The following is a 23,854-nucleotide window of genomic DNA, read 5'->3' on the forward strand; positions in this document are numbered from 1 at the left end:
TGATTCCCCTCCCAGCGCTGCCGCACGACGCGGCCCCAGCCGGCCCGCGCGGCCCCCCCCCGCGCGCGGCCGCCCCCACGCCCGTGCTCGCTCCGCGCGTCCGCGCACTCGCGTGCGCGACGTGCGGGCGGCGACCGCCTACTTCGCGGCGTTGAGGATCTCGCGCGCCAGCTTCGCGGTCTCGGTCGGCGTCTTGCCGACCTTGACGCCCGCGGCTTCGAGGGCTTCCTTCTTGGCCTGTGCGGTGCCGGAAGAACCCGAGACGATGGCGCCGGCGTGGCCCATGGTCTTGCCCTCGGGGGCGGTGAAGCCCGCGACGTAACCGACGACCGGCTTGGTGACGTTCTTCGCGATGAAGTCCGCCGCACGCTCCTCGGCGTCGCCGCCGATCTCACCGATCATGACGATCAGCTCGGTGTCCGGGTCGGCCTCGAAGGCCTCCAGGGCGTCGATGTGCGTGGTGCCGATGACCGGGTCGCCACCGATGCCGACGGCGGAGGTGAAGCCGATGTCGCGCAGCTCGTACATCATCTGGTAGGTCAGCGTGCCCGACTTGGACACGAGACCGATCTTGCCGGGCTTGGTGATGTCGCCCGGGATGATGCCGGCGTTGGACTGGCCGGGGGTGATCAGACCCGGGCAGTTCGGGCCGATGATGCGGGTCTTGTTGCCCTTGGCGGTCGCGTACGCCCAGAAGGCGGCGGAGTCGTGCACCGCGATGCCCTCGGTGATGACGACGGCCAGCGGGATCTCGGCGTCGATGGCCTCGACGACGGCGGCCTTGGCGAAGGCCGGCGGGACGAAGAGGACGGAGACGTTGGCGCCCGTCTTCTCGATCGCCTCGGCGACGGAACCGAAGACCGGGACCTCGGTGCCGTCGAAGTCGACGGTGGTGCCGGCCTTGCGCGGGTTCACGCCGCCGACGATGTTGGTGCCGTCAGCCAGCATCAGCTTGGTGTGCTTCATGCCCGTGGCACCGGTCATGCCCTGGACGATGACCTTGCTGTCCTTGTTGAGGAAGATAGCCATGTGAGTCTTTGACCTCTGCCCTTACTTCGCAGCCGCGAGCTCGGCGGCCTTGTCGGCCGCGCCGTCCATGGTGTCCACGCGCTGAACCAGCGGGTGGTTGGCGTCCGACAGGATCTTGCGACCCAGCTCGGCGTTGTTGCCGTCGAGACGGACGACCAGCGGCTTGGTGACCGCCTCGCCCTTGTCCTCGAGCAGCTGCAGCGCCTGGACGATGCCGTTGGCGACCTCGTCGCACGCGGTGATGCCACCGAAGACGTTGACGAAGACGGACTTGACGTCCGGGTCGCCGAGGATGATCTCCAGGCCGTTCGCCATGACGGCGGCGGAGGCGCCACCACCGATGTCGAGGAAGTTGGCCGGCTTGACGCCGCCACCGTTCACCGACTGGTAGGCCTCGCCGGCGTAGGCGACGACGTCGAGGGTGCTCATGACGAGACCCGCGCCGTTGCCGATGATGCCGACCTCACCGTCGAGCTTGACGTAGTTGAGGTTCTTCGCCTTGGCGGCGGCCTCCAGCGGGTTCGCGGCCGCGTGGTCCACGAACTCCACGTGGCCCGGCTGGCGGAACTCGGCGTTCTCGTCGAGCGAGACCTTGCCGTCGAGCGCGATGATGTCGCCGTTGGCGACCTTCGCGAGCGGGTTGACCTCGACGAGGAGCGCGTCCTCGGCGATGAAGGTCGCCCACAGGGTCACGAGGACCTCGGCGACCTTCTCGGCGACCTCGGCCGGGAACTTCGCCAGCCCGACGATCTCGCGGGCCTTCTCGATCGTGACGCCCTCGTTGGCGTTGACCGGGACCTTCGCGAGGGCCTCGGGGGTCTTCTCCGCGACCTCCTCGATGTCCATGCCGCCCTGCACCGAGGCCATGGCCAGGAAGGTGCGGTTGGTGCGGTCGAGGAGGTACGAGACGTAGTACTCCTCGAGGATCTCGGGAGCGGTCTCGGCGATCATCACCTTGTGGACCGTGTGGCCCTTGATGTCCATGCCCAGGATGTCCGTCGCACGGGCGACGGCCTCGTCCGGGGTGGCGGCCAGCTTGACGCCGCCGGCCTTGCCGCGGCCGCCGACCTTCACCTGCGCCTTGACTACCGACTTGCCGCCCAGCTTCTCGGTGGCCTCGCGAGCCGCCTCAGGCGTGTCGATGACTTCACCGGCCAGCACCGGTACACCGTGCTTGGCGAAGAGGTCCCTCGCCTGGTACTCGAACAGGTCCACGCGCGTCCGTCCCTTGTCTTCAAAGATTCGCAGTGATTCGCGGTTGTCTGCTATCTGCGTGGGCGTGCCGCGGAGGGCAACGTGACGGCGCTGTCACAAGGAAGGCGCACACGGTGACCGTGGACGCGGCATGTCCGTCCCGCAGGTTATCCCCGTGGGCCGTGGGTCCCTAAATCGCAGATCACACCTGAGCGGTGATACCTGTCACAGATCCCCTGACGGTTGAACTGCGTGTTCGTGTGATCTGCCGATTTACGACCGCACGGTGCGCGCCCGCGCACGACCCCCGTCAGGGGACCGGCAGGGGGCGCTTCTCCAGCGCCGCCGCCATCACGTCCGGGAACAGATCGGGGGTGCAGGCGAACGCGGGCGTCCCGAGGGCGGCGAGGGCCGCCGCGTGTTCGCGATCGTAGGCGGGGGCGCCTTCGTCGGAGAGCGCGAGCAGGGTCACGAACTCCACCCCGGCGCCCTTCATCGCGGCGACCCGCTTGAGCATCTCGTCGCGTATGCCGCCCTCGTAGAGGTCACTGATCAGGACGACCACCGTGTCGGCGGGCCGGGTGATCTTCGACTGGCAGTAGGCCAGCGCCCGGTTGATGTCGGTGCCGCCGCCCAACTGCGTACCGAAGAGGACGTCGACGGGGTCGTCGAGCTGGTCGGTCAGGTCGACGACCGCCGTGTCGAAGACGACCAGTCGGGTCGCGATCGAGCGCATGGAGGCGAGGACCGCGCCGAAGACGGAGGCGTGGACGACGGACGCCGCCATCGAGCCCGACTGGTCGATGCAGAGGATGACCTCCTTCTTCACCGACTGCGAGGCCCGGCCGTAACCGATGAGCCGCTCTGGGACGACCGTGCGGTACTCGGGCAGGTAGTTCTTGAGGTTGGCCCGGATCGTCCGGTTCCAGTCGATGTCGTGGTGCCGGGGCCGGTTGATCCGCGCGGACCGGTCCAGGGCGCCCGTGAGCGTGGCCCGGGTACGGGTCGCCAGCCGCTTCTCCAGCTGCTCCACCACCTTGCGGACGACGGCCCGGGCCGTCTCCTTCGTGGTGTCCGGCATGGCCTTGTTGAGCGAGAGCAGGGTGCCGACGAGGTGGACGTCCGGCTCGACGGCCTCCAGCATCTCCGGCTCCAGCAGCAGCGAGGCCAGCCCGAGCCGCTCGATCGCGTCCCGCTGCATGACCTGCACCACCGAGGCCGGGAAGTACGTACGGATGTCCCCGAGCCAGCGCGCCACGTTCGGCGCGCTGCCGCCCAGTCCGGCCGACCGCTCCCCCGAGGCCCGGCGGGAGCCGCCGGCGCGCGCGCCGCCGTACAGCGCGCCCAGTGCGGCGTCCATCGCCGCGTCCCGCCCGGTCAGCGTGCGGCCGGTGCCGTCGGCCTCGCCGCCGCCGAGCACCAGCCGCCACCGCCGCAGCCGCTCCGCGTCGCCGCCGGTGTCCCCGCCCGCGGCGCTCTCCGCCGGGTTCTGCGCTGCCCTCATGTCCCCGTCCCCTCCAGTCGTTTCCCACGCGTTCCGTACTCCGCCTCCACAGGCGTACGGGCCACCCGGTGCTGGGACCGGAAAGGTCCACCGGGTCGCGGCGCCCGGCACGGCACCTCGCCGCGTTGTCGGACCACGGAAGTACGTCCAGTACGAGCCGCGGCCCTCCGCCTCGCGACGCACCGCACCGAACACCGCGACCCGGCAAACCCTTCCGGCCACAGCACTAGGCCGGCGCCGCGGACAGCAGCAGCCGGACCAGCCCTTCCGCCGCGTCCGCCCGGACCGGGTCCGGTTCGGCGGCGAAACCCGCCCGGGCGCCGCCCGGCGCAGCGGCCGCGGCCCGCCCCCCGGGTCCGCGCCGGACCAGTTCGCCCAAGGCCCGCTTCACCCCCGGTTCGTACCCCCCGAACGTCCGCCGCAGCAGCGGCAGTACGTCGATGAAGGCGCCCTCCGGCACCGACACCAACCAGGCGTCGATCAGGCCCAGCAGCCGCTCGTCGTGGACCAGCAGCGTGCCGCCGCCCGCGCTCCCGCCGGCGAACCCCTCGATCCAGCCCGCCGCGTCGGCCGGCGCGGACGCCGGGGACAGGGCGAGGCCCATCAGTCGGGCCGTCTCCTCGGGCGGGAGCCGGCCGTCGTCCAGCAGCAGCCGCGCGGCCCGGCCGCGGATCAACCCGGGCACGCTGTCCCGCTCGGCCAGCGCCCGCAGGACCGCCGACCAGCGCTCGCGCAGCCCGCCGGCCTCCCGGGCGTCCGCCAGCAGGGCCAGCGCCCCGTGCACGCCGTCCACATGGGTGCGCAGTTCGGCCGCCCCGTCGGCGTCCAGTCCGGCCGCGCACGCGGGCGGCAGCGCCACGCAGATCCGCTCGGCGAGCCCGGCGGCGACCGCGCCGAGCGCCGCCGCGTCCGTCCCCCGGACGTCCCCGTACCGAAGCGAACGGGCCAGCGCCGGCAGCGCCTTGGCCAGGCCCGCCACATCGGTGTCGAGCGCCGCCCGGTCGGCGAGCGCCCGCAGCACGGCCGGCAGCGCCTGCGACAGCCCGGCCAGCAGGCACCGTTCGGCGAGCGCCGTGACGGCCCCCAGGTCATCGGCCCCGGCCGCGTCGGCCTCGGCCCTGGCGGTGGCCGCCCCCAGGACGGTGGTGCCCCAGATCCCGGCCTCGGCGACCCGGACCGACAGCTCCGGCTCCCAGCGCAGCCGCCAGGTCTCCCGGAAGGTCCCGGTGCTGCCCCGGGAGGCGACGGGCACGCCCCAGTCGATCCCGAGCAGCCTCAGCCGGTGCAGCAGCAGGGACTTGGCCGTGTCGGTGTCCTTGCGCAGGTCCAGTTCCAGCTCGCGCTCCTGCGCCTCCGCCTTGAGCCGCAGCGAGCGCAGACTGCGGGTGAGGTCCCGCTGGAGCGGTACGACGGGTGCCTCGTCCGGGACCTCGCCGAGGACGTCCCCGACGACGAGCCGGTCCTCGATCAGCGCGAGCGGCACGTCGGAGCCGTCGCACATGACGGCCCGGACCGCCTCCAGGGTCTCGGTGAGCCCCGGCAGCGGCCGGCCGCGCACCGCGGCCAGGGTCGAGGCCAGCCGGACCGCCTCGATGACGTGGGCGGAGGAAACCTGGAAGTCCTCCTCGCGCAGCAGACCGGCGACCTTGGTCAGCCACCGCTCGACGGGTCGGTCGCGGGCCGCGAACAGGTGGGCGTACCAGCCGGGCGAGGTGATGCCCGCCCCGTACCCGCCGGCCCGCGCGAGCCTGCGGTGGGTCCAGGGCACCCAGGTGGTCTCCACCTTGACCTTGGGCAGGCCGGTAAGCAGCGCCTTGTCGGCGCTCGCCGTCGCCTTGGCGGCCAGCGCCGGGACGTGCCAGGCCCCGCAGACCACGGCGTAGTCGTCGCCGAACTCCCGCCGGGCGGCCCGCATCCGCTGCCGCATGTGGGCCTCGCGGACCGGATCACGCGGGTGGCCGCCGTCCCCGTACGCCTCGCGCAGGGCCCCCATGGCCTCCGCGAGGGCCTCGAAGGCGGCGAGCGGATCGCCCGCGGCGCCGCTGCCGCGGTGCTCGACGACGTCCTCCCACCAACGTTCGGGGTCGTCGTACCCGGCGGCCTCGGCCAACACCCCGAGCGGGTCCAGCCGGACGTCGCCGGCCCCCTCCCCGTCGCCGGCGCCCGTCTCCCCCTCGGGCGCCGGCGCGGCGAGGGAGTGCGCGGCCGGCAGGTCGATGAAGCGCACCGGCACGTCCCGCGCCTGCGCCCAGCGGATGGCGACCCACTCCGGGGAGAACCCGGCCAGCGGCCAGAACGCGGCCCGGCCCGGATCGTCGGCGGCGTGCGCGAGCAGGGCGACGGGCGGACGCATCCCGGGCTCGGCCGCCAGCGGCAGCAGAGCGTCCCCCTCGGGCGGGCCCTCGATCAGCACGGCCCGGGGCTGCGCCGCGTCCAGGGCGGCCCGCACCGCCCGCGCGGAGCCCGGCCCGTGGTGGCGCACGCCCAGCAGCAGCGGCCCTTTGGCGGCCGGGCTCATGCCGAGACCTCCCGGCAGGCGCGGTAGAAGTCCTTCCAGCCGTCCCGCTCGCGGACCACGGCCTCCAGGTACTCCTGCCATACGACCCGGTCGGCGGCCGGGTCGCGGATGACGGCGCCCATGATCCCGGCGGCCACGTCGGAGGGGCGCAGGACGCCGTCCCCGAAGTGCGCGGCGAGCGCGAGCCCGCCGGTGACGACGGAGATGGCCTCGGCCGTGGACAGGGTCCCGCTGGGCGACTTCACCTTCGTCCGGCCGTCGCCGGTGACCCCGTCGCGCAGCTCGCGGAAGACGGTGACGACCCGACGGATCTCCTCCAGGCCCTCGGGTGCGGCGGGCAGGTCGAGCGAGCGGCCCATCTGGTCGACGCGGCGGGCGACGATGTCGACCTCGGCGTCGGCGGTGGCGGGCAGCGGCAGGACCACGGTGTTGAAGCGCCGGCGCAGCGCGCTGGACAGCTCGTTGACCCCGCGGTCGCGGTCGTTGGCGGTGGCGATGAGGTTGAACCCGCGAACGGCCTGCACCTCTTGGCCCAGCTCCGGTATCGGGAGCGTCTTCTCGGACAGGACGGTGATGAGCGTGTCCTGGACGTCGGCGGGGATGCGGGTGAGTTCCTCGACGCGGGCGGTCATGCCCTCGGCCATGGCCCGCATGACGGGGCTGGGGACGAGGGCTTCGCGGCTCGGTCCGTGGGCGAGGAGGCGGGCGTAGTTCCAGCCGTAGCGGATGGCTTCCTCGGGGGTGCCGGCGGTGCCTTGGACGAGGAGCGTGGAGTCCCCGCTGACGGCGGCGGCGAGGTGTTCGGAGACCCAGGTCTTGGCGGTGCCCGGGACGCCGAGGAGGAGCAGGGCGCGATCGGTGGCAAGGGTGGTGACGGCCACTTCGACGATGCGGCGCGGGCCGACGTACTTGGGCGTGATGACGGTGCCGTCGTCGAGCGTGCCGCCGAGCAGGTAGGTCGCCACGGCCCACGGGGAGAGCTTCCAACGGGTGGGCCGGGGACGGTCGTCGGCGGCGGCCAGGGCTTTCAGTTCGTGCGCGAAGGCGTCCTCGGCGTGCGGTCGCAGGGCTTCTGCGGGGCTCTCGTTCTCGATCGTGGTCATGGTCCCCCTCCAAGGCTCTCCAGCCGCTTCCGGCTGCTGCACCCAAGGTGCACCATGCCACTGACAACACCCGTCGTTCGAGCCGTTGTTGCAGGTCAGAGCGATTGTCAGTGGGGGTCCCTACGGTGGTTCCCATGACTGAGCAGGGGGTTCGTTGGACGACGGAACAGGTACTGGCCCTGGCTCCTGACGAGGCGTCGCGCAAGGCGGGGGGCAGGCTGGGCGGGGCGGGTCCGTGGTCGCAGACCGGAGGTTCCGCTTCCGGTGCGGTGTGGGGGTGGTGCAAGGGCAGCGGCAGCACGCCGTACCGGACGGTCGTGGACCTGACGGGGCCGGCGTACAAGTGCTCCTGCCCGAGCCGGAAGTTCCCGTGCAAGCACGCGCTGGGACTGCTGCTGCTGTGGGCGGCGGAAGGGGTGGGGGATCCGGTCGACGCACCGGACTGGGCGGGGGAATGGCTGACGGAGCGGGCGGCGAAGACCGCCCGGCCGGTGGCCGGACCGGTGGACGAGGAGGGGGCCAGGCGCCGCGCCCTGCGGCGGGCGGAACGGATCGGCGCGGGGGTCACCGAGCTGGAACAGCGGCTCGTGGACCTGGTGCGCGCGGGCCTGGCCGGCCAGGAGCAGGCGGGGTACGCGCCGTGGGAGGAGACGGCGGCCCGGATGGTCGACGCGCAGGCTCCGGGATTGGCCTCCCGGGTAAGGGAGTTGGGGACAATACCCGGTTGCGGCCCGGGCTGGCCCGCGCGGATGCTTGAGGAGTTCGCGCTGCTGCACCTGCTGGACAGGGCCTGGCTGGGGGCGTCCGGGCTGCCGGAACCGCTGGCCGCGACCGTCCGGAGCCGGGTGGGGCTGCCGTCCTCGGGGGAGGGCGAAACCGTACGGGACCACTGGCTCGTCCTGGCCCAGTACGACTCGGCGTCCCCGGACGGCCGGCTCATCACCCGCCGGATCTGGCTGCACGGGCTGGGGAGCGGGCGCCCGGCCCTGGTGCTGGACTTCGGACCGCCCGGGCGGCCGCCGGGGTCGGCCCTGCCGGTCGGCCTGGTGCTGGAGGCGGAAGCCCGCTTCCGTCCCGGTTCGGCGGGGCTGCGGGCGGACCTGGGAGAACGGTTCGCGGCAGCGGCGGCGGACACCCGGGTTCCGGCCGGGGTGGGCACGCAGGAGGCACTGGCCGCGTACGGCGACGCGCTGCGGGAGGACCCGTGGCTGGAGTCGTGGCCGGTGGTACTGGGCCCGGTGATCCCGATACCGGGGGAATCGGGCGACGGCGGCTGGCAACTCGCGGACGCCCAAGGGGAGTTCGCACTGCCGGTGCACCTCGCCGGAGGCCGTCCACGGTCGGGCCTGTGGCAGCTGGCCGCCCTCTCGGGCGGCGGCCCCGTCACGGTGTTCGGCGAGTGCGGTCACCGCGGGTTCACCCCGCTGACGGCATGGCATCCGCAGGGGGCGGAGCCGGTCGCCCTCGGGTGACGTCGGGCGGGGAGCAGGAAGCGACGGCGCGGGGGCGCCGTCGTGAGGAAACGAGTAAGCCGGGGGGCTTTGATGAACGACAACCACGCGAGCTGAGGCACTGACCGATCCGACACGGACGCTCCGGTCCCGCGGAGGGGGCGGGACCGGAGCACGGAACGACAAGAGGGAGGGGTCCGATGAACGGCACGGCCGAGGCGAACGAGAAGAGCGCGGCACCGCAGGACTGGGAGGAACTGGTCGCCGTCGCGCTGCTGGGAACCGAGCGACGGGGCGGCGCACCGCAGGCCCTGCTCGACGCGGCGGCCGTGCAGACCCTGCGCCGCCGCGCCGGGCTCCGGCCGGCCCCGGCCGGCCCGTTGCCGCCACCCGCACCACGGGATCCGCGTCCGGCGCCGCCGGACGCGGCCCGGCGGCGGCTCGCGCAACTCCTGGCGGGCCGCACGGGCGCGGGCAGCGCCGGCGGCCGGCGCGGAGCCTCACCCGACCTGACGGAACTGCTGCCGCAGTGGCTCGCCACCGCGGCGCGGCACGGCTACCGGGCCCCGTCGGCGCTGGTCCCGGCGCTGCTGGACGCGGCCCGGGCCCGGACCGACCTGCGCCCCCAGGCCCTCGCCCTGGCCGGGGCGCGGGGCCTGTGGCTGGCCCGGTTCAACCCGGACTGGCGGTTCGCGCTGCGCGGCGGGACGGGCGGCGCCGGCGAACTGCCCGACCCCGCCGACCAGGAGGCGGTGAACCGGCTCTGGGAGGAGGGGCTGTTCGCCGAACGGGTCGCCCTGCTGGGCGCCGTCCGGGCACACGAGGCGGCGGCCGCGCCCCGTCTGCTGGCCACCACCTGGTCCACCGAACGGGCCGAGGACCGGCTGATGTTCCTGGACTCCCTCAGGGAAGGCCTGTCCCCCACGGACGAGCCGTTCCTGGAATCCGCGCTCGGGGACCGCAGCCGCAACGTACGGGCGACCGCCGCCGAACTGCTGTCGGCCCTGCCGGGCTCCGCCCTGGCCGGTCGGATGGCGGAGCGGGCCCTGGCCTGCGTCGGCCCGCGATCGGTGACCCCGCCCGCCGAGTGCGACGCGGGCATGCTCCGCGACGGCGTGGTCAAGCGCCCCCCGGCGGGACGCGGCGAACGGGCCTGGTGGCTCGGCCAACTCGTGGAGGCGGCGCCGTTGGCCTGCTGGCGGGACCGGTTCGGCGGGCTCGGCCCGGCGGAGATCGTGGCCCTGACGGTGGCCGAGGGCTGGGCGGAGGAACTGCACGCGGCGTGGTGCCGGGCGGCCGTCCGCCAAGGCGACGCGGAGTGGTCGAAGGCCCTCCTCGGCGCACCCTCGGCACCACCGGCGGCGGGCCCGGGCACCGCGTCCCTGGCCGAACGCGCGAAGCTGTTGGAAACCCTCGCGGAGGACGAACGGGCTTCCTGGGTAGCGGAGTTCATACGGGCCCACGGCCTCTCGGAGGCCTTCCAGCTACTCGGCGTCTGCCTGGTCCCGTGGTCCGGGGCCTTGGGCCGGGCCGTGGTCGAAGCCCTCGACTCCGCCCGAGAGGCGGGTAGCTACCCGTGGAGCTTCAGCGGGGTGATGGGCCTGGCCGAACGCTGCCTCGACCCCACGGAAGCCGCCCACCTGGAGGCCCTCACCGCCGGCGCCCAGGACCCGCCGGACGCCTCCCCGGGCGCGGCCGCCTACTGGTCGGAAGCCTTCCAACGCCTGGTGGCCACCCTCCGCCTCCGCGCAACGATGCTCACCGAGCTCACCCCACCGACCCCTTGAGAACGATGCCCCGCCGCCCCCCCACAGGGCGGGCCCACACAGGTCGGGGCCACCACAACGACCCGGCGCCGACCCGAACCGGCCCCGGCCCCGACGGGGCCGGGGCCGACAGGGCCGGGGCCGACGGCAACTACTGCCGCACGTTCCCGTTGACCCAGTCCACGATCGCCGTGGTGGTCGCCCCCGGCGTGAAGATCTCCGCGACCCCCTTCGCCTTGAGCGGAGCGATGTCGTCCTCGGGGATGATCCCGCCGCCGAACACCTTGATGTCCGCCGCGTCCCGCTCCTTCAGGAGCTCCAGCACGCGCGCGAACAGCGTGTTGTGGGCGCCGGACAGGATCGAGAGACCGATCGCGTCGGCGTCCTCCTGAATGGCGGTGTCCACGATCTGTTCGGGGGTCTGGTGGAGGCCGGTGTAAATGACCTCCATGCCGGCGTCGCGCAGCGCACGTGCGATCACCTTGGCACCCCGGTCGTGGCCGTCGAGACCCGGCTTGGCCACCACCACACGGATCGGACCGGTCACACCCATCGCACTGCCTCCCGAGTGAACGAACGTTAAGTACAGCATCGCGCACCGCACCGTTTCGCGGTCAACCGGGAGGGGGAAATCACACGTGGGACACAGCGGATCCTTCACCGCCGAGTCGCCCCGCCACCGCGCCGACAGCCGCCCGGCACGGTGGCGGGGTCGCTTCGGCGGTGCGGCCGTGTCCCCGAGAGGTCCAGGGGAGGGCCGTCCATGGGGCTGTCGATCACACCGCTGCCGCTGTCGATGACCGGAGCGGCCCTGCGCGCCGCCGTCCTGGAGGCCGTCGTCCTGGCCGGCCACCTCCTCCTCTATCCCACCGGACTCCTCGAAGAGCGCCCGGCGCCGGCAACCACGCACACCGACCCCGACGACGCCGTCGCCGACCCGGACGCCACCGCCGAACCCGCCCACCCCGGACAGCGTCCCCCCGTACTGCTCCTGCACGGGTTCACCGACAACCGTTCGGTCTTCGTCCTGCTGCGGCGCGCCCTCGGCGCGGACGGTCTGCGCCGGGTGGAGACGTACAACTACTCCCCCTTCACCCGCGATCTGCGCGTCACGGCCCGCCATCTCGCCCGGCGGATCGAGGAACTGTGCGAGCGCAGCGGGCAGGACCGGGTGGACCTCGTCGGGCACAGTCTCGGTGGCCTCGTCGCCCGTTACTACGTGCAGCGGCTCGGCGGGGACGCGCGGGTGCGGACGCTCGTCACGCTCGGCACCCCTCACGCCGGCACCCGGGTGGCGCCCTTCATGGACGCGCACCCGCTGGTCCGGCAGATGCGTCCGGAGTCCGAGGTGCTGACGGAACTGCGTGCCCCGTCGCCCGGCTGCCGGACCCGGTGCGTCGCCTTCTGGAGCGAGTTCGACACCCTGATGGCGCCGACGGGGACGGCCAGGATCGAGCACCCGGACCTGGACGCGACGAACGTGCAGGTCACCGGCATCGGTCACCTGGCCCTGCCGGTCCATCCCGCCGTGATCGCCGCCGTTCGCCGCGCCCTGGACGGCCCGGTCACCGACGCGACGGCGCCCGCCAGGACATCGAGCGCGCCGACGGCGCCGACCGCTCCCGCCACCGGCCTCACCGCTTCCACGGGAACCGAGGGCCAAAGCCTGGCCATGTGAGCGCCCCGGAGACACGAACACACCGGAGGCGCGCTCGCGCTCCCTCCCAACCCCAGTCGAACTAATTTCGAACTCAAGGCCAAGGCTCGGTGTTCGGAGGACCGAAAGGGCGCCGAATGCCCCGATCCCGTAAGAACGGAACCCGCCGAAGATTGTCGTCCCCAGTAACCGACGGGTACAGTCACGCCACTGCTCTCCTCCGGTGAACCTTGAGTTCCCCGGCCACCCAGGCCCCCCACTGCCGAGGCGAAAGAGAAGTTGGTGAACGACCGCCCGACGTCGGGCCAGTACCCCGAAACCGGGTACGACGGCCTTTCCACCACCACTTTCGCTGGTGACCAGGCCTACGTTTCCTATGAAACGCAGAGCCAAGGCTACCAATACCCTGCGGATTACACGGCTTCCGGCACCTACGACGCCTACGGCTCGTACCCGTCGACCGGTTCGTACGACACCACCGCGTGGTCCGCGCCGGAGACCTACCTGCCGACCGTGCCCAGCCAGGGCGTGCCCGACGACGGCACCGGGCAGTGGGACGCGAGCGCGTGGAACGGGACCGGAACCGGAATCGGCTGGGACTCGGCGTCCTTCGGCCACGACCCCACCGCCTCGGAGCAGACGGGTCACTGGACCCTCCCGGGATACGGGCAGGAGACCGGCACCTACGACGCCACCGCCTGGAACGGCGGCGGGATCACCGAACCGGTCACCGACACCGGCCCCCGGACCTACGTCGACGTCAACTCCCAGTCGGCCTCCTACGGTTACGAGGCCACGACCGTCGTCCCGGTCGTCCCGGCCGCCGAGAGCGCAGGCCCGTACGGCGACGGCTACGCGGACTCCTACGCCGATCCGTACACCGAGTCCTACGCCGGCACCTCCCCGGAGCCCTACGCCGATCCGTACGTCGAAGGCCGGGCCGAGGCCGACCTGCACACCGCCGAGACCTCCGTCTTCGAGGCGGTGACCGCTCCGTCCGCGAACGAACCGGTCTTCATCGACGGCGTGCACGACCTGCCCACCCAGGCCATGCCGGTCACCCCGAGCGAGCCGCGCCCGTCCCGGCGGGCCGGGGCCAAGGGGTCGGCGAAGACGAAGGCGAAGGCAACGCCCGCGCCCACGCCCACATCCGGGTCCACGTCCACGCCCACGTCCAAGGGCGGCGCCAGGACCACCCCCGTCAAGACCGGTGGCGCCGGCGGCAACACCCGCCGCCGCACCCCGGCCAAGCGTTCCGCCCTGCTGACCGTCGCGGTGCCGTCCGCCTGCGTCATGGGCGTCGCAGGAGTGGCCGCGGCCTCGGTCGGCGGACTCGCCGGGAGCACCGAGAAGCCGTCCGAGGAGACCACCACGATGGCGGCGCCCGATCCCGCCTCGGTGCAGCCGGTCGCCGCGAACAACAAGCTCGACACCCAACTGGCCGCGCTCAGCGCCGACGCCGGTGACTTCGCGGACCGCGCGAGCCGCACACAGGAACGCATCGACCTGCGCCAGCGCCAGGAGGACGAGAAGAAGAAGCGGGCCGAGGAGGCCGCCGCCAAGGAGGCGGCCCGGCCCAAGTTCGCGGTGCCCGTCACCCAGAACGGGCTCTCCGCCAGCTTCGGGCAGGCCGGCGGCATGTGGATGTCCGTGCACACCGGCATCGACTTCCCGGTCTCCTACGGCACCCCGGTCATGGCCGCCACCGACGGCACCGTGCGCACCCAGTGGAACAGCGCCTACGGGAACATGGCCATAGTGACCTCGCCCGACGGCACCGAGACCTGGTACTGCCACCTCGGCAGCACCAAGATCCGCTCCGGCAAGGTCAAGGCCGGCGACGTCATCGCCTACTCCGGCAACTCCGGCAACTCCACGGGCCCGCACCTGCACTTCGAGGTGCGACCGGGCGGCGGCTCCGCGATCGACCCGCTGGCCTGGCTGCGCAGCCACGGCCTGGACCCGCGGTAACGCACCCGCCCGGCCCGAGGTGTGGGACCTCGGGCCGTCGGACCGTGGGGCGACGGGGCGATGACGCCCGGCGGGCCTACAGCTTCTGCACCGGCGCGTAGCGCAGCAACAGCCGCTTCGGCTTGTCGTCACCGAAGTCGATCGTGGCCTGCGCGTCGGCACCGGCTCCCCGGACCTCCATGACGGTGCCCAGGCCGAACTGGTCGTGCGTGACCCGGTCCCCGACGGCCAGCGCGATCACCGGTTTGTCGGAGGCCCGGCGCGTGGCGAACCCCGACGGGCCGGTCTTCGTACGCGACGAGGACAGGAACGCCTCGGGCGAGGTCCCGAAGGTCGCCTTGCCGGAGCTCGAACCGGATCCGTACCCGGAGCCGCGCATCGGGCCGGCCGGCTTCTGGGTGGCTCCCGTCCGCTTCCACTGGAGGTACTCGGTGGGGATCTCCTCCAGGAACCGGGACGGCGGGTTGTACGAGGGGGTGCCCCAGGCGCTCCGCATGCCGGAGCGGGTCAGGTACAGCCGCTCGCGCGCCCGGGTGATGCCGACGTAGGCGAGCCGGCGCTCCTCCTCCAGCTCCTTGGTCTGGCCGAGGGCGCGCATGTGCGGGAAGACGCCGTCCTCCATGCCCGTCAGGAAGACCACGGGGAATTCCAGGCCCTTGGCGGTGTGCAGGGTCATCAGGGTGATGACGCCGCTGCCGTCCTCGTCCTCGTCCGGGATCTGGTCGGAGTCGGCGACGAGCGCGACCTGCTCCAGGAACTCGGAGAGGGTGCCCGGACCGGCCGCGACGACCGCGCCATCGGCCGTACCGTCGGCGGTCGCGCCGTCGGCGGGCTCGCCGTCCGTCGCCGGGGCGTCCGCTCCGGCGCGCGCCTGCTCGAATTCCAGGGCGACGGCCGCCAGCTCCTGGAGGTTCTCGATCCGCGTCTCGTCCTGCGGGTCGGTGGACGCCTGGAGTTCGGCGAGGTAGCCCGTCCGCTCCAGGACCGCTTCCAGCACGACCGCCGGACCGGCGCCGGATTCGACGATGGTGCGGAGCTCCTCCATCAGCACGTTGAACCGCTTGACGGCGTTGGTGGAGCGCGCGGCCATCCCGAAGGCCTCGTCGACGCGCTTCAGCGCCTGCGGGAAGGTGATCTTCTCGCGCATCGCGAGGGCGTCGATCATCGCCTCGGCCCGCTCGCCGATGCCGCGCTTGGGCACGTTCAGGATCCGTCGCAGCGGGACGTTGTCCTCGGGGTTCGCCAGGACGCGCAGGTAGGCCAGGACGTCCCGGACCTCCTTGCGCTCGTAGAAGCGGACCCCGCCGACGACCTTGTAGGGCAGCCCGACGCGGATGAAGATCTCCTCGAACACGCGCGACTGCGCGTTGGTCCGGTAGAAGATCGCGACGTCGCCGGCCTTGGCCTCCTTGGCGTCGGTCAGGCGGTCGATCTCGTCGGCGACGAACTGCGCCTCGTCGTGCTCGGTGTCCGCGACGTAGCCGGTGATGACGGAACCGGTGCCGGCCTGGGTCCACAGGTTCTTGGCGCGGCGGTTCTGGTTGCGCTCGATGACCGCGTTGGCGGCGGACAGGATCGTCTGCGTGGAACGGTAGTTCTGCTCCAGCAGGATCGTGGTCGCGTCCGCGTAGTCCTCCTCGAACTGGAGGATGTTGCGGATGGTCGCGCCGCGGAAGGCGTAGATCGACTGGTCGGCGTCACCCACGACGCACAGCTCGGCGGGCGGCAGGTCCGGGTATCCGGTGCCGACCAGCTCGCGCACGAGCGTGTACTGGGCGTGGTTGGTGTCCTGGTACTCGTCGACCAGGACGTGCCGGAACCGCCGGCGGTAGTGCTCGGCGACGTCCGGGTGGGACTGGAGCAGATGGACCGTCGTCATGATGATGTCGTCGAAGTCGAGGGCGTTGGCCTCGCGCAGCCGGCCCTGGTACATGGCGTACGCCTGGGCCACCGTCTTCTCGAAGCCGTCGACGGCCTGGGCCGCGAAGGCCTCGTCGTCGATCAGCTCGTTCTTCAGGTTGGAGATCTTGGCGTTGAAGGACTTCGGCGGGAACTTCTTCGGGTCCAGGTCCAGGTCGCGGCAGACGAGCGCCATGAGGCGCTTCGAGTCGGCGGCGTCGTAGATCGAGAACGACGAGGTGAAGCCGAGGAGCTTGGACTCGCGGCGCAGGATGCGGACGCAGGCGCTGTGGAAGGTGGACACCCACATGGCGTTCGCGCGCGGGCCGACGAGGTTCTCGACGCGCTCCTTCATCTCGCCGGCGGCCTTGTTGGTGAACGTGATCGCCAGGATCTGGCCGGGGTGGACGTGCCGCGCGGACAACAGGTGGCCGATCCGGTGGGTGAGCACCCGGGTCTTGCCGGAACCGGCGCCGGCCACGATGAGCAGCGGGGAGCCCGCGTGCACCACGGCGGCGGCCTGCTCCTCGTTCAGCCCGTCGAGGAGCGTCGCCGGGTCGATGACGGGCCTGGGGGCGCCGTCCCGGTAGTACGCGTCCCCGCTCAGGGGTGCGTCGAACCGACCGCCGAAGAGGTCGTCCGCGTCCCGCTCCGGGGCAGCGTGTTCCTCGGGGGGCGGCGGGACCTCGTCGGAGGGGGTCAGGTCCGCCAGGAAACTGTCGTCAAAGAGGCTACTCATCGCCTTCCGAGTCTAGGGGGCGGGACCGACAGCCCGTTCCGTCCCCCGGGAATCGGCCGGATCCGCGGGACCCGCACGCCCCCGGGCCCGCGCGTCGGGGGGGTCGGGGGCACCCGTACGCTCGACCGCATGGACGTACTGATCAATGTCTTCGTCGGCCTGCACATCATCGGGATCGCCTCCCTCCTGGGCGGTTTCCTGACCCAGATGAAGGCGATGGGCGCGGGCACCGCCCGCTTCGTGCCCGCGATGCTGCACGGCGCGCTGACCATGCTCGTGACGGGCGTGCTGCTCGTCGGCTTCCGCGAGATGGGTGACGGCGCCCCGCTGAACCACGTCAAGATCGGCCTGAAGCTCGCGATCCTCTTCGTGGTCCTGGCCCTCGTCTACGTCAAGCGCGACGACGAGCACGTGGACAAGGGTCTCTTCGCGACGGTCGGCGCACTGACCACGGCCAACATCTTTATCGCCGTCCTCTGGCACTGACCGATCGGTCCCGATCACGAACGGCCACTTCGGGCCATCTCGTCACCGTCCCGTTACCTTCGGGTCTAGCGTCCTCCCCCGAGACCGACGGAAGGACGTGAGGCCCCCGTGGCCAGTCATCGAAAGCCCAGGCAGCGCCCGTTCAGCGGTGGTGGCGTACGGACCGCCACCACGCTCGTGCTGGCGGGCGCTGCCACCGCCACCGCCTTCGAGGGCACCTCGCACGCGGACCCCCGACCGAGCCCCGCCGAGGTGAAGACGGAGGTCGACCGGCTCTACGAGGAGGCCGAGGCCGCCGGCGAGCGGTACAACGGGGCGAGGGAGCAGGCCGACGGGGCCGAACGGGCGCTGACCGGCCTGCGCGAGGAGTCCGCCCGTCGCACCGACCGGCTGAACACCGCCCGCACCGCGCTCGGGTCGCTGGCCGCCACCCAGTACCGCAGCGGCGGCCTCGGCCCCGCGATCCAGCTGGCCATGGCCGCCGATCCGCAGGACTACCTCGACCGGGCCTCGTTCCTGATCCGGGCCGGCAAGCGCACCGCCGCGGAGGTGTCCTCCGTACGCCGCGGCCTGGACGACGTCGGCAAGCTGCGCGACCAGGCCTCCGGACGGCTCGCCGACCTGCGGGCCAGGCAGGAGGAGTCGGCCGGGCACAAGGCCACCGCCGAGGCGAAGCTCAGCGAGGCCAGGCGCCTGCTGGCCCGGCTCACCGCCGAGGAACGGGCCGCGTACGAGGCCCGGTCGGGCACCGCAACCACCGCGGCCCCCGCCCGAGCGCCCGGCACTCCCCCGCCGCCGGCGCCCGCCGACGGTTCCCGCGCGGCGCGGGCCGTGGCCTTCGCGTACGGGGCGATCGGCAAGCCGTACGTCTGGGGCGCGACGGGCCCGGGTTCCTTCGACTGCTCCGGGCTGACGCAGGCGGCCTGGCGCGCGGCCGGGGTGTCCCTGCCCCGCACGACGTACACCCAGATCAACGCCGGACAGCGCGTCGCGCGCGGCCAACTGGCCCCCGGGGACCTGATCTTCTTCTACTCCGGCGTCACGCACGTCGGCATGTACGTCGGGGGCGGCCAGATGGTCCACGCCCCGCGCCCCGGCTCCACGGTGCGCCTCGCGCCGATCGACTCCATGCCGTGGGCGGGCGCGGTCCGTCCGGCGTGACGGACGCCGGGGCCCGAGCGGCCCACGGTCGCGCGGGGCGGGGCGGGGCGGTTACGGTGCCTTGACCGTCCGGCTCAGCCAGTCGAAGGTCTGCGGGAGCTGCTTCGACCAGGAGTCGAGGTTGTGGCCGCCGGTCACCTTCTCCGCGTGGACGACGGTGGGGGCCTGCGCGATCGCCTTGAGGTCCGTGCCCGACAGGTAGCCGTCCTGTTCGGCGCCCGACATCCACAGGGACACCGGCGGCGGGGTGGGCGCGGACTTCAGCAGGTGCTTCAGGTTGTGGGTGCGGCGCAGTTCGGGGTCCTGGGCGACGAGCGAGGAGGGTTCCTGCCCGGGGTCGTTGTAGCCGGACAGCGAGACGGCCGCGCCGTAGCGGTCGGGGTGGGCGATGGCCAGCTTGGCGGCGCAGTACGCGCCCGCCGAGTAGCCGGCGACGCCCCAGCTGCGGGCCTCGTCCGTGGTCCGGAAGTTGTCGGTGACCATCTTGCGGACGTCGACGCTGAACCAGCTGTCCGCGTTGACCTTGCCGGGGAGGTTGGCGCAGCCGGTGTCGGCGTTGCCGAGCAGCATGGCGCGCGGGGAGACGAGGATGAACGGCTGGACCTTGCCGCTCTTCATGAGGGGTTCCAGCACCTCGTGGGCCTTGAGTCCCTGGAACCAGGACTTGCCGGTGCCGGGGATGCCGGGGATCAGTTCGACGACGGGGAACTTCTTGTCCTTGAACGCGGGGTCGTCGTACTGCGGGGGCAGCCACACCATGACGTCGCCCTTGACCCCGGAGATCTTTCCGTCCAGCTCGGTCTTCTTCACCCGGCCGCCGAGCCCGTCGACCGGGACGAACTCCTGGCGGACCTTGGGCTCTTCCCTCACCTGCTCGGCCTTCTTCCCGCCGAGCCCGTCGGGGCCGAGGTCGGGGGCGGCGGTGACGTAGGTGCCGGTGCCGAGGAGGTCGCCCCAGGACGCGTAGAAGTTCATGTCCCGGTTGACCGCGACGAACACCAGGGCCACGGCCGTGACCTGGGCGAAGACCACCATGAGGCCGCGGGCGGCGAGGCGTGCGACGGCGGGGCCGCGCACCTTGCTCCACACGACCAGCGGCAGGACGACGGCGATCGCCGCCAGGGCCACCACGGTGGCGAAGAAGGGGGTCCCCGTCAGGCTCATCACGCCCCCGAAGAGGGCGGACGCCCGCTGCCCGGTTGCACCGACCGACCGCGATGTGGATCACATCGCCGGGCGGTCGGTACGAGGCCGCGGCCGGGCGGTCAGACCAGGCGGCGGGCCGTCGCCCAGCGGGTCAGTTCGTGGCGGTTGGACAGCTGGAGCTTGCGCAGGACCGCCGAGACGTGCGATTCGACGGTCTTCACCGAGATGAACAGCTGCTTGGCGATCTCCTTGTACGCGTAGCCGCGCGCGATCAGCCGCAGCACCTCGCGTTCGCGCTGGGTGAGCCGGTCGAGGTCCTCGTCGACGGGCGGGGCGTCCGTCGAGGCGAACGCGTCGAGCACGAAGCCGGCCAGTCGCGGCGAGAACACCGCGTCGCCGTCCTGGACCCGGAAGACCGAGTCGACCAGGTCGCTGCCGGTGATGGTCTTCGTGACGTACCCGCGGGCGCCGCCCCGGATGACGCCGATGACGTCCTCGGCGGCGTCCGACACCGACAGCGCCAGGAACCGCACCGGGTTCTCCGCCGCCGCCATCAGCGGGGCGCAGCGGCGCAGCACCTCGACGCCGCCGCCGCCGGGCAGGTGCACGTCGAGGAGCACCACCTCGGGGCGGGTGGCGGTGATGACGGTGACGGCCTGGTCGACGTCGGCCGCCTCGCCGACGACCTCGACGCCGGTGCGCGCGGTCTCCCCGATCTCGGCCTGTACTCCGGTGCGGAACATCCGGTGGTCGTCGACGAGCACCACCCGGACCCGCCTGGCCTCCGTCACCGCGTTGTCCTCGGTCATGCCGCCCTCTCCATCTCCAGCTCGACTTCCGTGCCGCCATCGGGCGCGGACCGCAGTCGCGCGGTCCCGCCGTTGCGCTGCATCCGGCCGATGATCGATTCTCGTACGCCCATCCGGTCGTCCGGTACGGCGTCGATGTCGAAGCCCGGTCCGCGGTCCCGTACGGAGACGAAGACGGTGTTGCCCTCGACCTCCGCGTAGACCTGTACCGGGCCCCCCTCGCCACCGTACTTGGCCGCGTTGACCATTGCCTCGCGCGCGGCCTGGATCTGTGCGGTCAGCTTCTCGTCGAGCGGGCAGTCGCCGACGACGACGACCTCGATGGGGACGCCGTGGTGGTCCTCGACCTCGGCGGCGGTCTTCTTCACGGCCTCGGCGAGGGTGGTGGGCTCCTCGGCCTCGTCCTTGCCGGTGCCCTCGGGCTTGTACAGCCAGTTCCGCAGCTCGCGTTCCTGGGCGCGGGCCAGTCGGCGCACCTCGCCGACGTCCTCGGCGTTGCGCTGGATCAGCGTCAGGGTGTGCAGGACGGAGTCGTGGACGTGGGCGGCGACCTCGGCGCGTTCCTGGGCGCGGATGCGCATCAGGCGTTCCTCGGAGAGGTCCTGGGTCATCCGGATCAGCCAGGGTCCGGCGAGCAGGGCGACGCCGACGAGGACGGCGAGGGTGGCGGTGAGGACGTTGCCCAGCTGGGCGGCGGAGCCCCGTACGACGATGAAGAGGGTCAGGCCGACGCCGACGAGGGCGACGCCCGCGAGGGCCCGCACGACCTGGAAGAGGCGCCCGTGTCGGCCGGCGGCGGCGCTCCAGTGGGCGCGGCGGGCGTTGTCGGCCTGGCGCCAGACGAGGACGACGCCGGCGCCGACGAGCAGGGTCGGCCAGACGTAGCGGCCGTTCTCGCCGCCGACGCGGAGCTGGGAGAAGAAGATGCCCGCGCCGACGGCGAGCGCGATCAGGCCGGAGATCTGCCCCTTGCCGGGCTTGCGCAGCCGGCGGGTGCCGTCGGGGAGGGTCTCGAAGAAGGAGTGGTGTCCGGTGCTACCGCCCACGCCGAGCGGTACGAAGACCCAGAACGCCGCGTAGAGCAGCACCCCGAGCCCGTCCCCGAACATGAACATGCCGAGGAAGGCGAGGCGGACCCAGAGCACCGGCAGCCCGAGGTGCCCGGCCAGGCCGCGGGCGACGCCGCCGAGCATCCGGCCGTCGGCGCTGCGGTAGAGCCGGCGGTGCGGGATCGCGGGATCGGCGGGGTCCGGTGCGTGCGGGGTGCGGGAGGCGGCGGCTGCGGGCATGTCACCGATGGTCACACGCGCGCGGGACCGCGGGCATCAGGGCATCCCCCCAGTTACGGCCGGGGGATATCAGGGTTGCGCCAGGGTCGGGCCGGGTGCCACGCGGCCGTACGGCCCGTCACCATGGACCCATGACCGAAGTACACGACGCCCCGGCCGCCGGGGCTCCCGCCGCGGCCCCGCGGCCGCCACTGCGCCGCAGCAAGCGCGACAAGGTCCTCGCGGGCGTCTGCGGTGGCCTCGGCCGGTACTTCGACCTGGACCCGCTGGTGTTCCGGATCGTCCTCGGGGTGCTCGCCGTCACCGGCGGCGTCGGCCTGATCTTCTACGGGTTCGCCTGGCTGCTGCTGCCCCAGGAGGGCGAGGACGACAGCGAGGGGAAGCGGCTGCTGACCGGCCGCGTCGAGGGCGCCACCCTGGCCGCGGTGTTCAGCGCGCTGGTGGGCTGCGCGCTGTTCCTGTCGATGATGGACAACGGGGTGATGGGGGTCTTCTCGGTCCTGGTCATCCTGGCGCTCGGCGGCGCCTCGTACTGGTCCCAGCGGCACCGGCACACCTACGCCCCCGAGGCCGAGGTCCCGGCGGCGTCCCGGCCCGCGTCCCCGGCACCGCCCGAGACGCAGGCCCCGCCCGTGCCCGGCAGCCCGTCCTGGTGGCGCGATCCGCTGGTGAAGGACGGTACGACGGGACCCGTCGGGGCGAGCGGCTACCTGTGGGGCCCCGACGACACCTCTCCGGCCTCCGACGGTGGGGGACCGGCCGCACGGCCGAGCCCGCCGGTGGCGGTGCGCGGGTTCGGCGGGGGCATCGGCGGCCGGGTCTTCGTGCTGGCCCTCGTCGCGGCGGGCGTCGGCGCGGGCTCGGTGTGGGAGGGCAGCACCCTCGGGCACGCCCTCCAGGTGGGCCTCGCCTGCGCCCTCACCGTCTTCGGACTGGGCCTCGCCCTCAGCTCGGTCAAGGGCCGCACCGGGTTCGGCACGATCCTGCTCGGGCTGCTCACCGCGGGTCTGCTGGCGGCGGCGACCGCGCTGCCGCGCGAGATCGGCACCGACTGGCGGGAGGTCGCCTGGCGTCCGGCGGCGGTGGCCGACGTACGGCCCGTGTACGCGTCGGGCACCGGGCTGGCCACCCTCGACCTGAGCCGGTTGGACGTGCCGAAGGGCTCCACGGTGTCGGTCGGCGCCTCCATCGAGGCGGGCCGGCTGAAGGTGGTCCTGCCCCGGGAGGTCACCGCGAAGGCCGTGGTCACCGTCCGGCTGGGTGACATCCGGATGCCGGGCGAGACCGGTGAGGACGTACGCATCAGACGCGGCGGCGAAACCCGGGAGGCGACGCTGCCGCCCCCCGCCGGCACCGAGGCCGGCGGGACGATCGAGCTGCGGCTGAGCGCGGCCGTGGGACAGGTGGAGGTGGCCCGTGCGGCGTCATGACTTCCAGCCGGGACGGCTGTTGGCCGGGCTGGTCCTGATCGCGGCGGGGGTGCTCTACCTGCTCGACGCGAACGGCGGGACCGACGTGCCGTGGTTCCTGGTGGTGCCGATGGCCCTGGGCGGGCTCTCGCTCGCCGCGCTCGTCGGCATGGTCACCTACGCGGTGCGCCGCGACAGGCGCCACCGGCTCGGGGAGTCCTCGGAGCGCCGGGCCGCGAGCGCGTCGAGCGACAGGTAGGGGGCCCCGGCGAGGACCAGCGGGAGCCAGGCGACCAGGTAGACGAGGTCGTTGCCGTAGTAGTACGGGGTGACCGCCCAGGAGACCGTGAGCCACAGGCTGAGCGCGATCAGCGCCCCGCCGGCGGCGGCGAGCCGGGTCAGGAGTCCCGCCAGGGTGGCCAGGCCCACCAGGAGTTCACCCGCGGCCAGCACCACGGCGAAACCGACGGGCGCCTTCAGGGCCAGGTCGACCAGGGCGGGGATCGCGGAGGTGTCGCGCACCCCGCGCATCATCTCGCCGATGGATCCGACGCCGGTGGCGGACAGGAACGCGGAGTCGGTCAGCTTGTCCAGACCGGCGTACACGAAGGTCACGCCGAGGAAGAGGCGCAGGGGCAGGAGTGCGTACCGGGCGGCTCGGTCCCGCAGGCCGCAGGGAGCACCGGAAAGGACGTCAGTTCGGGTCACGCCCCATGCATACCC

At 72.9% G+C, this 23,854-nt stretch carries 19 protein-coding genes; 8 read left to right on the forward strand and 11 right to left on the reverse strand.

All coding sequences use genetic code 11. The features are described 5' to 3' along the window. Positions 1 to 138: 138 nt before the first annotated feature. The 5 genes from sucD to AB0D46_RS29165 form a co-directional block, all read right to left on the reverse strand. The gene (sucD, locus tag AB0D46_RS29145) at positions 139 to 1,029 is read right to left on the reverse strand and encodes a succinate--CoA ligase subunit alpha (protein WP_362881815.1); all 891 of its coding nucleotides are present in this window, start codon (positions 1,027 to 1,029) and stop codon (positions 139 to 141) included. 21 nt (positions 1,030 to 1,050) lie between these two features. Next, positions 1,051 to 2,244: an ADP-forming succinate--CoA ligase subunit beta gene (sucC, locus tag AB0D46_RS29150; protein ID WP_362881817.1), complete on the reverse strand. Its 1,194-nt coding sequence runs from the start codon at positions 2,242 to 2,244 to the stop codon at positions 1,051 to 1,053. A gap of 289 nt (positions 2,245 to 2,533) precedes the next feature. After that, positions 2,534 to 3,727, reverse strand: coding sequence for a VWA domain-containing protein (locus AB0D46_RS29155; protein WP_362881819.1), 1,194 nt, complete (start codon positions 3,725 to 3,727; stop codon positions 2,534 to 2,536). Positions 3,728 to 3,953: 226 nt separating this feature from the next. Beyond that, positions 3,954 to 6,245, reverse strand: a complete 2,292-nt coding sequence (locus tag AB0D46_RS29160) for a DUF5682 family protein (RefSeq protein WP_362881820.1) — start codon at positions 6,243 to 6,245, stop codon at positions 3,954 to 3,956. Then, a complete protein-coding gene (locus AB0D46_RS29165) occupies positions 6,242 to 7,348 on the reverse strand; it encodes an AAA family ATPase (RefSeq protein WP_362881822.1) in 1,107 nt (368 codons plus the stop codon). Before AB0D46_RS29165 ends, AB0D46_RS29160 begins: the two co-directional genes overlap by 4 nt. Before the next feature lie 134 nt (positions 7,349 to 7,482). Here AB0D46_RS29165 and AB0D46_RS29170 point away from each other — a divergent pair, with 134 nt between their 5' ends. Beyond that, positions 7,483 to 8,820, forward strand: a complete 1,338-nt coding sequence (locus AB0D46_RS29170) for an SWIM zinc finger family protein (RefSeq protein WP_362881824.1) — start codon at positions 7,483 to 7,485, stop codon at positions 8,818 to 8,820. A gap of 179 nt (positions 8,821 to 8,999) precedes the next feature. Then, entirely contained in the window at positions 9,000 to 10,586 is a 1,587-nt protein-coding gene (locus AB0D46_RS29175; protein WP_362881826.1) for a DUF5691 domain-containing protein, read from the forward strand. 130 nt (positions 10,587 to 10,716) lie between these two features. On the opposite strand, the gene AB0D46_RS29180 is transcribed toward AB0D46_RS29175, so the two are convergent. Then, a complete protein-coding gene (locus AB0D46_RS29180; protein ID WP_362881828.1) occupies positions 10,717 to 11,118 on the reverse strand; it encodes a cobalamin B12-binding domain-containing protein in 402 nt (133 codons plus the stop codon). A gap of 210 nt (positions 11,119 to 11,328) precedes the next feature. On the opposite strand from AB0D46_RS29180, the gene AB0D46_RS29185 reads away from it, so the two are divergent. Beyond that, complete coding sequence (locus AB0D46_RS29185; RefSeq protein ID WP_362881830.1) at positions 11,329 to 12,243, forward strand: alpha/beta fold hydrolase; 915 nt, start codon at positions 11,329 to 11,331, stop codon at positions 12,241 to 12,243. 261 nt (positions 12,244 to 12,504) lie between these two features. Beyond that, positions 12,505 to 14,193, forward strand: a complete 1,689-nt coding sequence (locus AB0D46_RS29190; protein WP_362881832.1) for a peptidoglycan DD-metalloendopeptidase family protein — start codon at positions 12,505 to 12,507, stop codon at positions 14,191 to 14,193. Positions 14,194 to 14,269: 76 nt separating this feature from the next. Here AB0D46_RS29190 and pcrA read toward each other — a convergent pair whose 3' ends face one another. After that, positions 14,270 to 16,831, reverse strand: coding sequence for a DNA helicase PcrA (pcrA, locus tag AB0D46_RS29195; protein WP_362881833.1), 2,562 nt, complete (start codon positions 16,829 to 16,831; stop codon positions 14,270 to 14,272). A 129-nt stretch (positions 16,832 to 16,960) separates the two neighbouring features. Between pcrA and AB0D46_RS29200 the strand changes: the two genes are divergently transcribed. Beyond that, positions 16,961 to 17,317: a hypothetical protein gene (locus AB0D46_RS29200; RefSeq protein ID WP_362881835.1), complete on the forward strand. Its 357-nt coding sequence runs from the start codon at positions 16,961 to 16,963 to the stop codon at positions 17,315 to 17,317. 108 nt (positions 17,318 to 17,425) lie between these two features. Continuing rightward, positions 17,426 to 18,478, forward strand: a complete 1,053-nt coding sequence (locus tag AB0D46_RS29205; RefSeq protein ID WP_362881837.1) for an NlpC/P60 family protein — start codon at positions 17,426 to 17,428, stop codon at positions 18,476 to 18,478. A 51-nt stretch (positions 18,479 to 18,529) separates the two neighbouring features. On the opposite strand, the gene AB0D46_RS29210 is transcribed toward AB0D46_RS29205, so the two are convergent. The 3 genes from AB0D46_RS29210 to AB0D46_RS29220 form a co-directional block, all read right to left on the reverse strand. After that, positions 18,530 to 19,642, reverse strand: a complete 1,113-nt coding sequence (locus AB0D46_RS29210; protein ID WP_362881839.1) for an alpha/beta hydrolase-fold protein — start codon at positions 19,640 to 19,642, stop codon at positions 18,530 to 18,532. A gap of 101 nt (positions 19,643 to 19,743) precedes the next feature. Beyond that, complete coding sequence (locus AB0D46_RS29215) at positions 19,744 to 20,433, reverse strand: response regulator transcription factor (protein ID WP_281209609.1); 690 nt, start codon at positions 20,431 to 20,433, stop codon at positions 19,744 to 19,746. Further along, positions 20,430 to 21,722 carry a PspC domain-containing protein gene (locus tag AB0D46_RS29220; RefSeq protein ID WP_362881840.1) on the reverse strand — a complete coding sequence of 431 codons (1,293 nt, stop codon included), beginning with the start codon at positions 21,720 to 21,722 and terminating at the stop codon, positions 20,430 to 20,432. Before AB0D46_RS29220 ends, AB0D46_RS29215 begins: the two co-directional genes overlap by 4 nt. 131 nt (positions 21,723 to 21,853) lie before the next feature. Here AB0D46_RS29220 and AB0D46_RS29225 point away from each other — a divergent pair, with 131 nt between their 5' ends. After that, positions 21,854 to 23,152 carry a PspC domain-containing protein gene (locus tag AB0D46_RS29225; RefSeq protein ID WP_362881842.1) on the forward strand — a complete coding sequence of 433 codons (1,299 nt, stop codon included), beginning with the start codon at positions 21,854 to 21,856 and terminating at the stop codon, positions 23,150 to 23,152. Beyond that, complete coding sequence (locus AB0D46_RS29230) at positions 23,139 to 23,390, forward strand: hypothetical protein (protein ID WP_362881843.1); 252 nt, start codon at positions 23,139 to 23,141, stop codon at positions 23,388 to 23,390. Before AB0D46_RS29225 ends, AB0D46_RS29230 begins: the two co-directional genes overlap by 14 nt. On the opposite strand, the gene AB0D46_RS29235 is transcribed toward AB0D46_RS29230, so the two are convergent. Then, positions 23,309 to 23,839: a TQO small subunit DoxD gene (locus tag AB0D46_RS29235; RefSeq protein WP_362881845.1), complete on the reverse strand. Its 531-nt coding sequence runs from the start codon at positions 23,837 to 23,839 to the stop codon at positions 23,309 to 23,311. The genes AB0D46_RS29230 and AB0D46_RS29235 overlap by 82 nt on opposite strands. Positions 23,840 to 23,854: the final 15 nt, after the last annotated feature.

This window comes from Streptomyces sp. NPDC048383 (assembly GCF_040651775.1).
Classification (GTDB): domain Bacteria; phylum Actinomycetota; class Actinomycetes; order Streptomycetales; family Streptomycetaceae; genus Streptomyces.

Bases quoted from the DNA above. Each gene is read 5' to 3' on its own strand.
- sucD (WP_362881815.1), bottom strand. From the start codon at position 1,029: ATGGCTATCTTCCTCAACAAGGACAGCAAGGTCATCGTCCAGGGCATG.
- AB0D46_RS29155 (WP_362881819.1), bottom strand. From the start codon at position 3,727: ATGAGGGCAGCGCAGAACCCGGCGGAGAGCGCCGCGGGCGGGGACACC.
- AB0D46_RS29160 (WP_362881820.1), bottom strand. From the start codon at position 6,245: ATGAGCCCGGCCGCCAAAGGGCCGCTGCTGCTGGGCGTGCGCCACCAC.
- AB0D46_RS29165 (WP_362881822.1), bottom strand. From the start codon at position 7,348: ATGACCACGATCGAGAACGAGAGCCCCGCAGAAGCCCTGCGACCGCAC.
- AB0D46_RS29170 (WP_362881824.1), top strand. From the start codon at position 7,483: ATGACTGAGCAGGGGGTTCGTTGGACGACGGAACAGGTACTGGCCCTG.
- AB0D46_RS29175 (WP_362881826.1), top strand. From the start codon at position 9,000: ATGAACGGCACGGCCGAGGCGAACGAGAAGAGCGCGGCACCGCAGGAC.
- AB0D46_RS29180 (WP_362881828.1), bottom strand. From the start codon at position 11,118: ATGGGTGTGACCGGTCCGATCCGTGTGGTGGTGGCCAAGCCGGGTCTC.
- AB0D46_RS29185 (WP_362881830.1), top strand. From the start codon at position 11,329: ATGGGGCTGTCGATCACACCGCTGCCGCTGTCGATGACCGGAGCGGCC.
- pcrA (WP_362881833.1), bottom strand. From the start codon at position 16,831: ATGAGTAGCCTCTTTGACGACAGTTTCCTGGCGGACCTGACCCCCTCC.
- AB0D46_RS29200 (WP_362881835.1), top strand. From the start codon at position 16,961: ATGGACGTACTGATCAATGTCTTCGTCGGCCTGCACATCATCGGGATC.
- AB0D46_RS29210 (WP_362881839.1), bottom strand. From the start codon at position 19,642: ATGAGCCTGACGGGGACCCCCTTCTTCGCCACCGTGGTGGCCCTGGCG.
- AB0D46_RS29215 (WP_281209609.1), bottom strand. From the start codon at position 20,433: ATGACCGAGGACAACGCGGTGACGGAGGCCAGGCGGGTCCGGGTGGTG.
- AB0D46_RS29220 (WP_362881840.1), bottom strand. From the start codon at position 21,722: ATGCCCGCAGCCGCCGCCTCCCGCACCCCGCACGCACCGGACCCCGCC.
- AB0D46_RS29225 (WP_362881842.1), top strand. From the start codon at position 21,854: ATGACCGAAGTACACGACGCCCCGGCCGCCGGGGCTCCCGCCGCGGCC.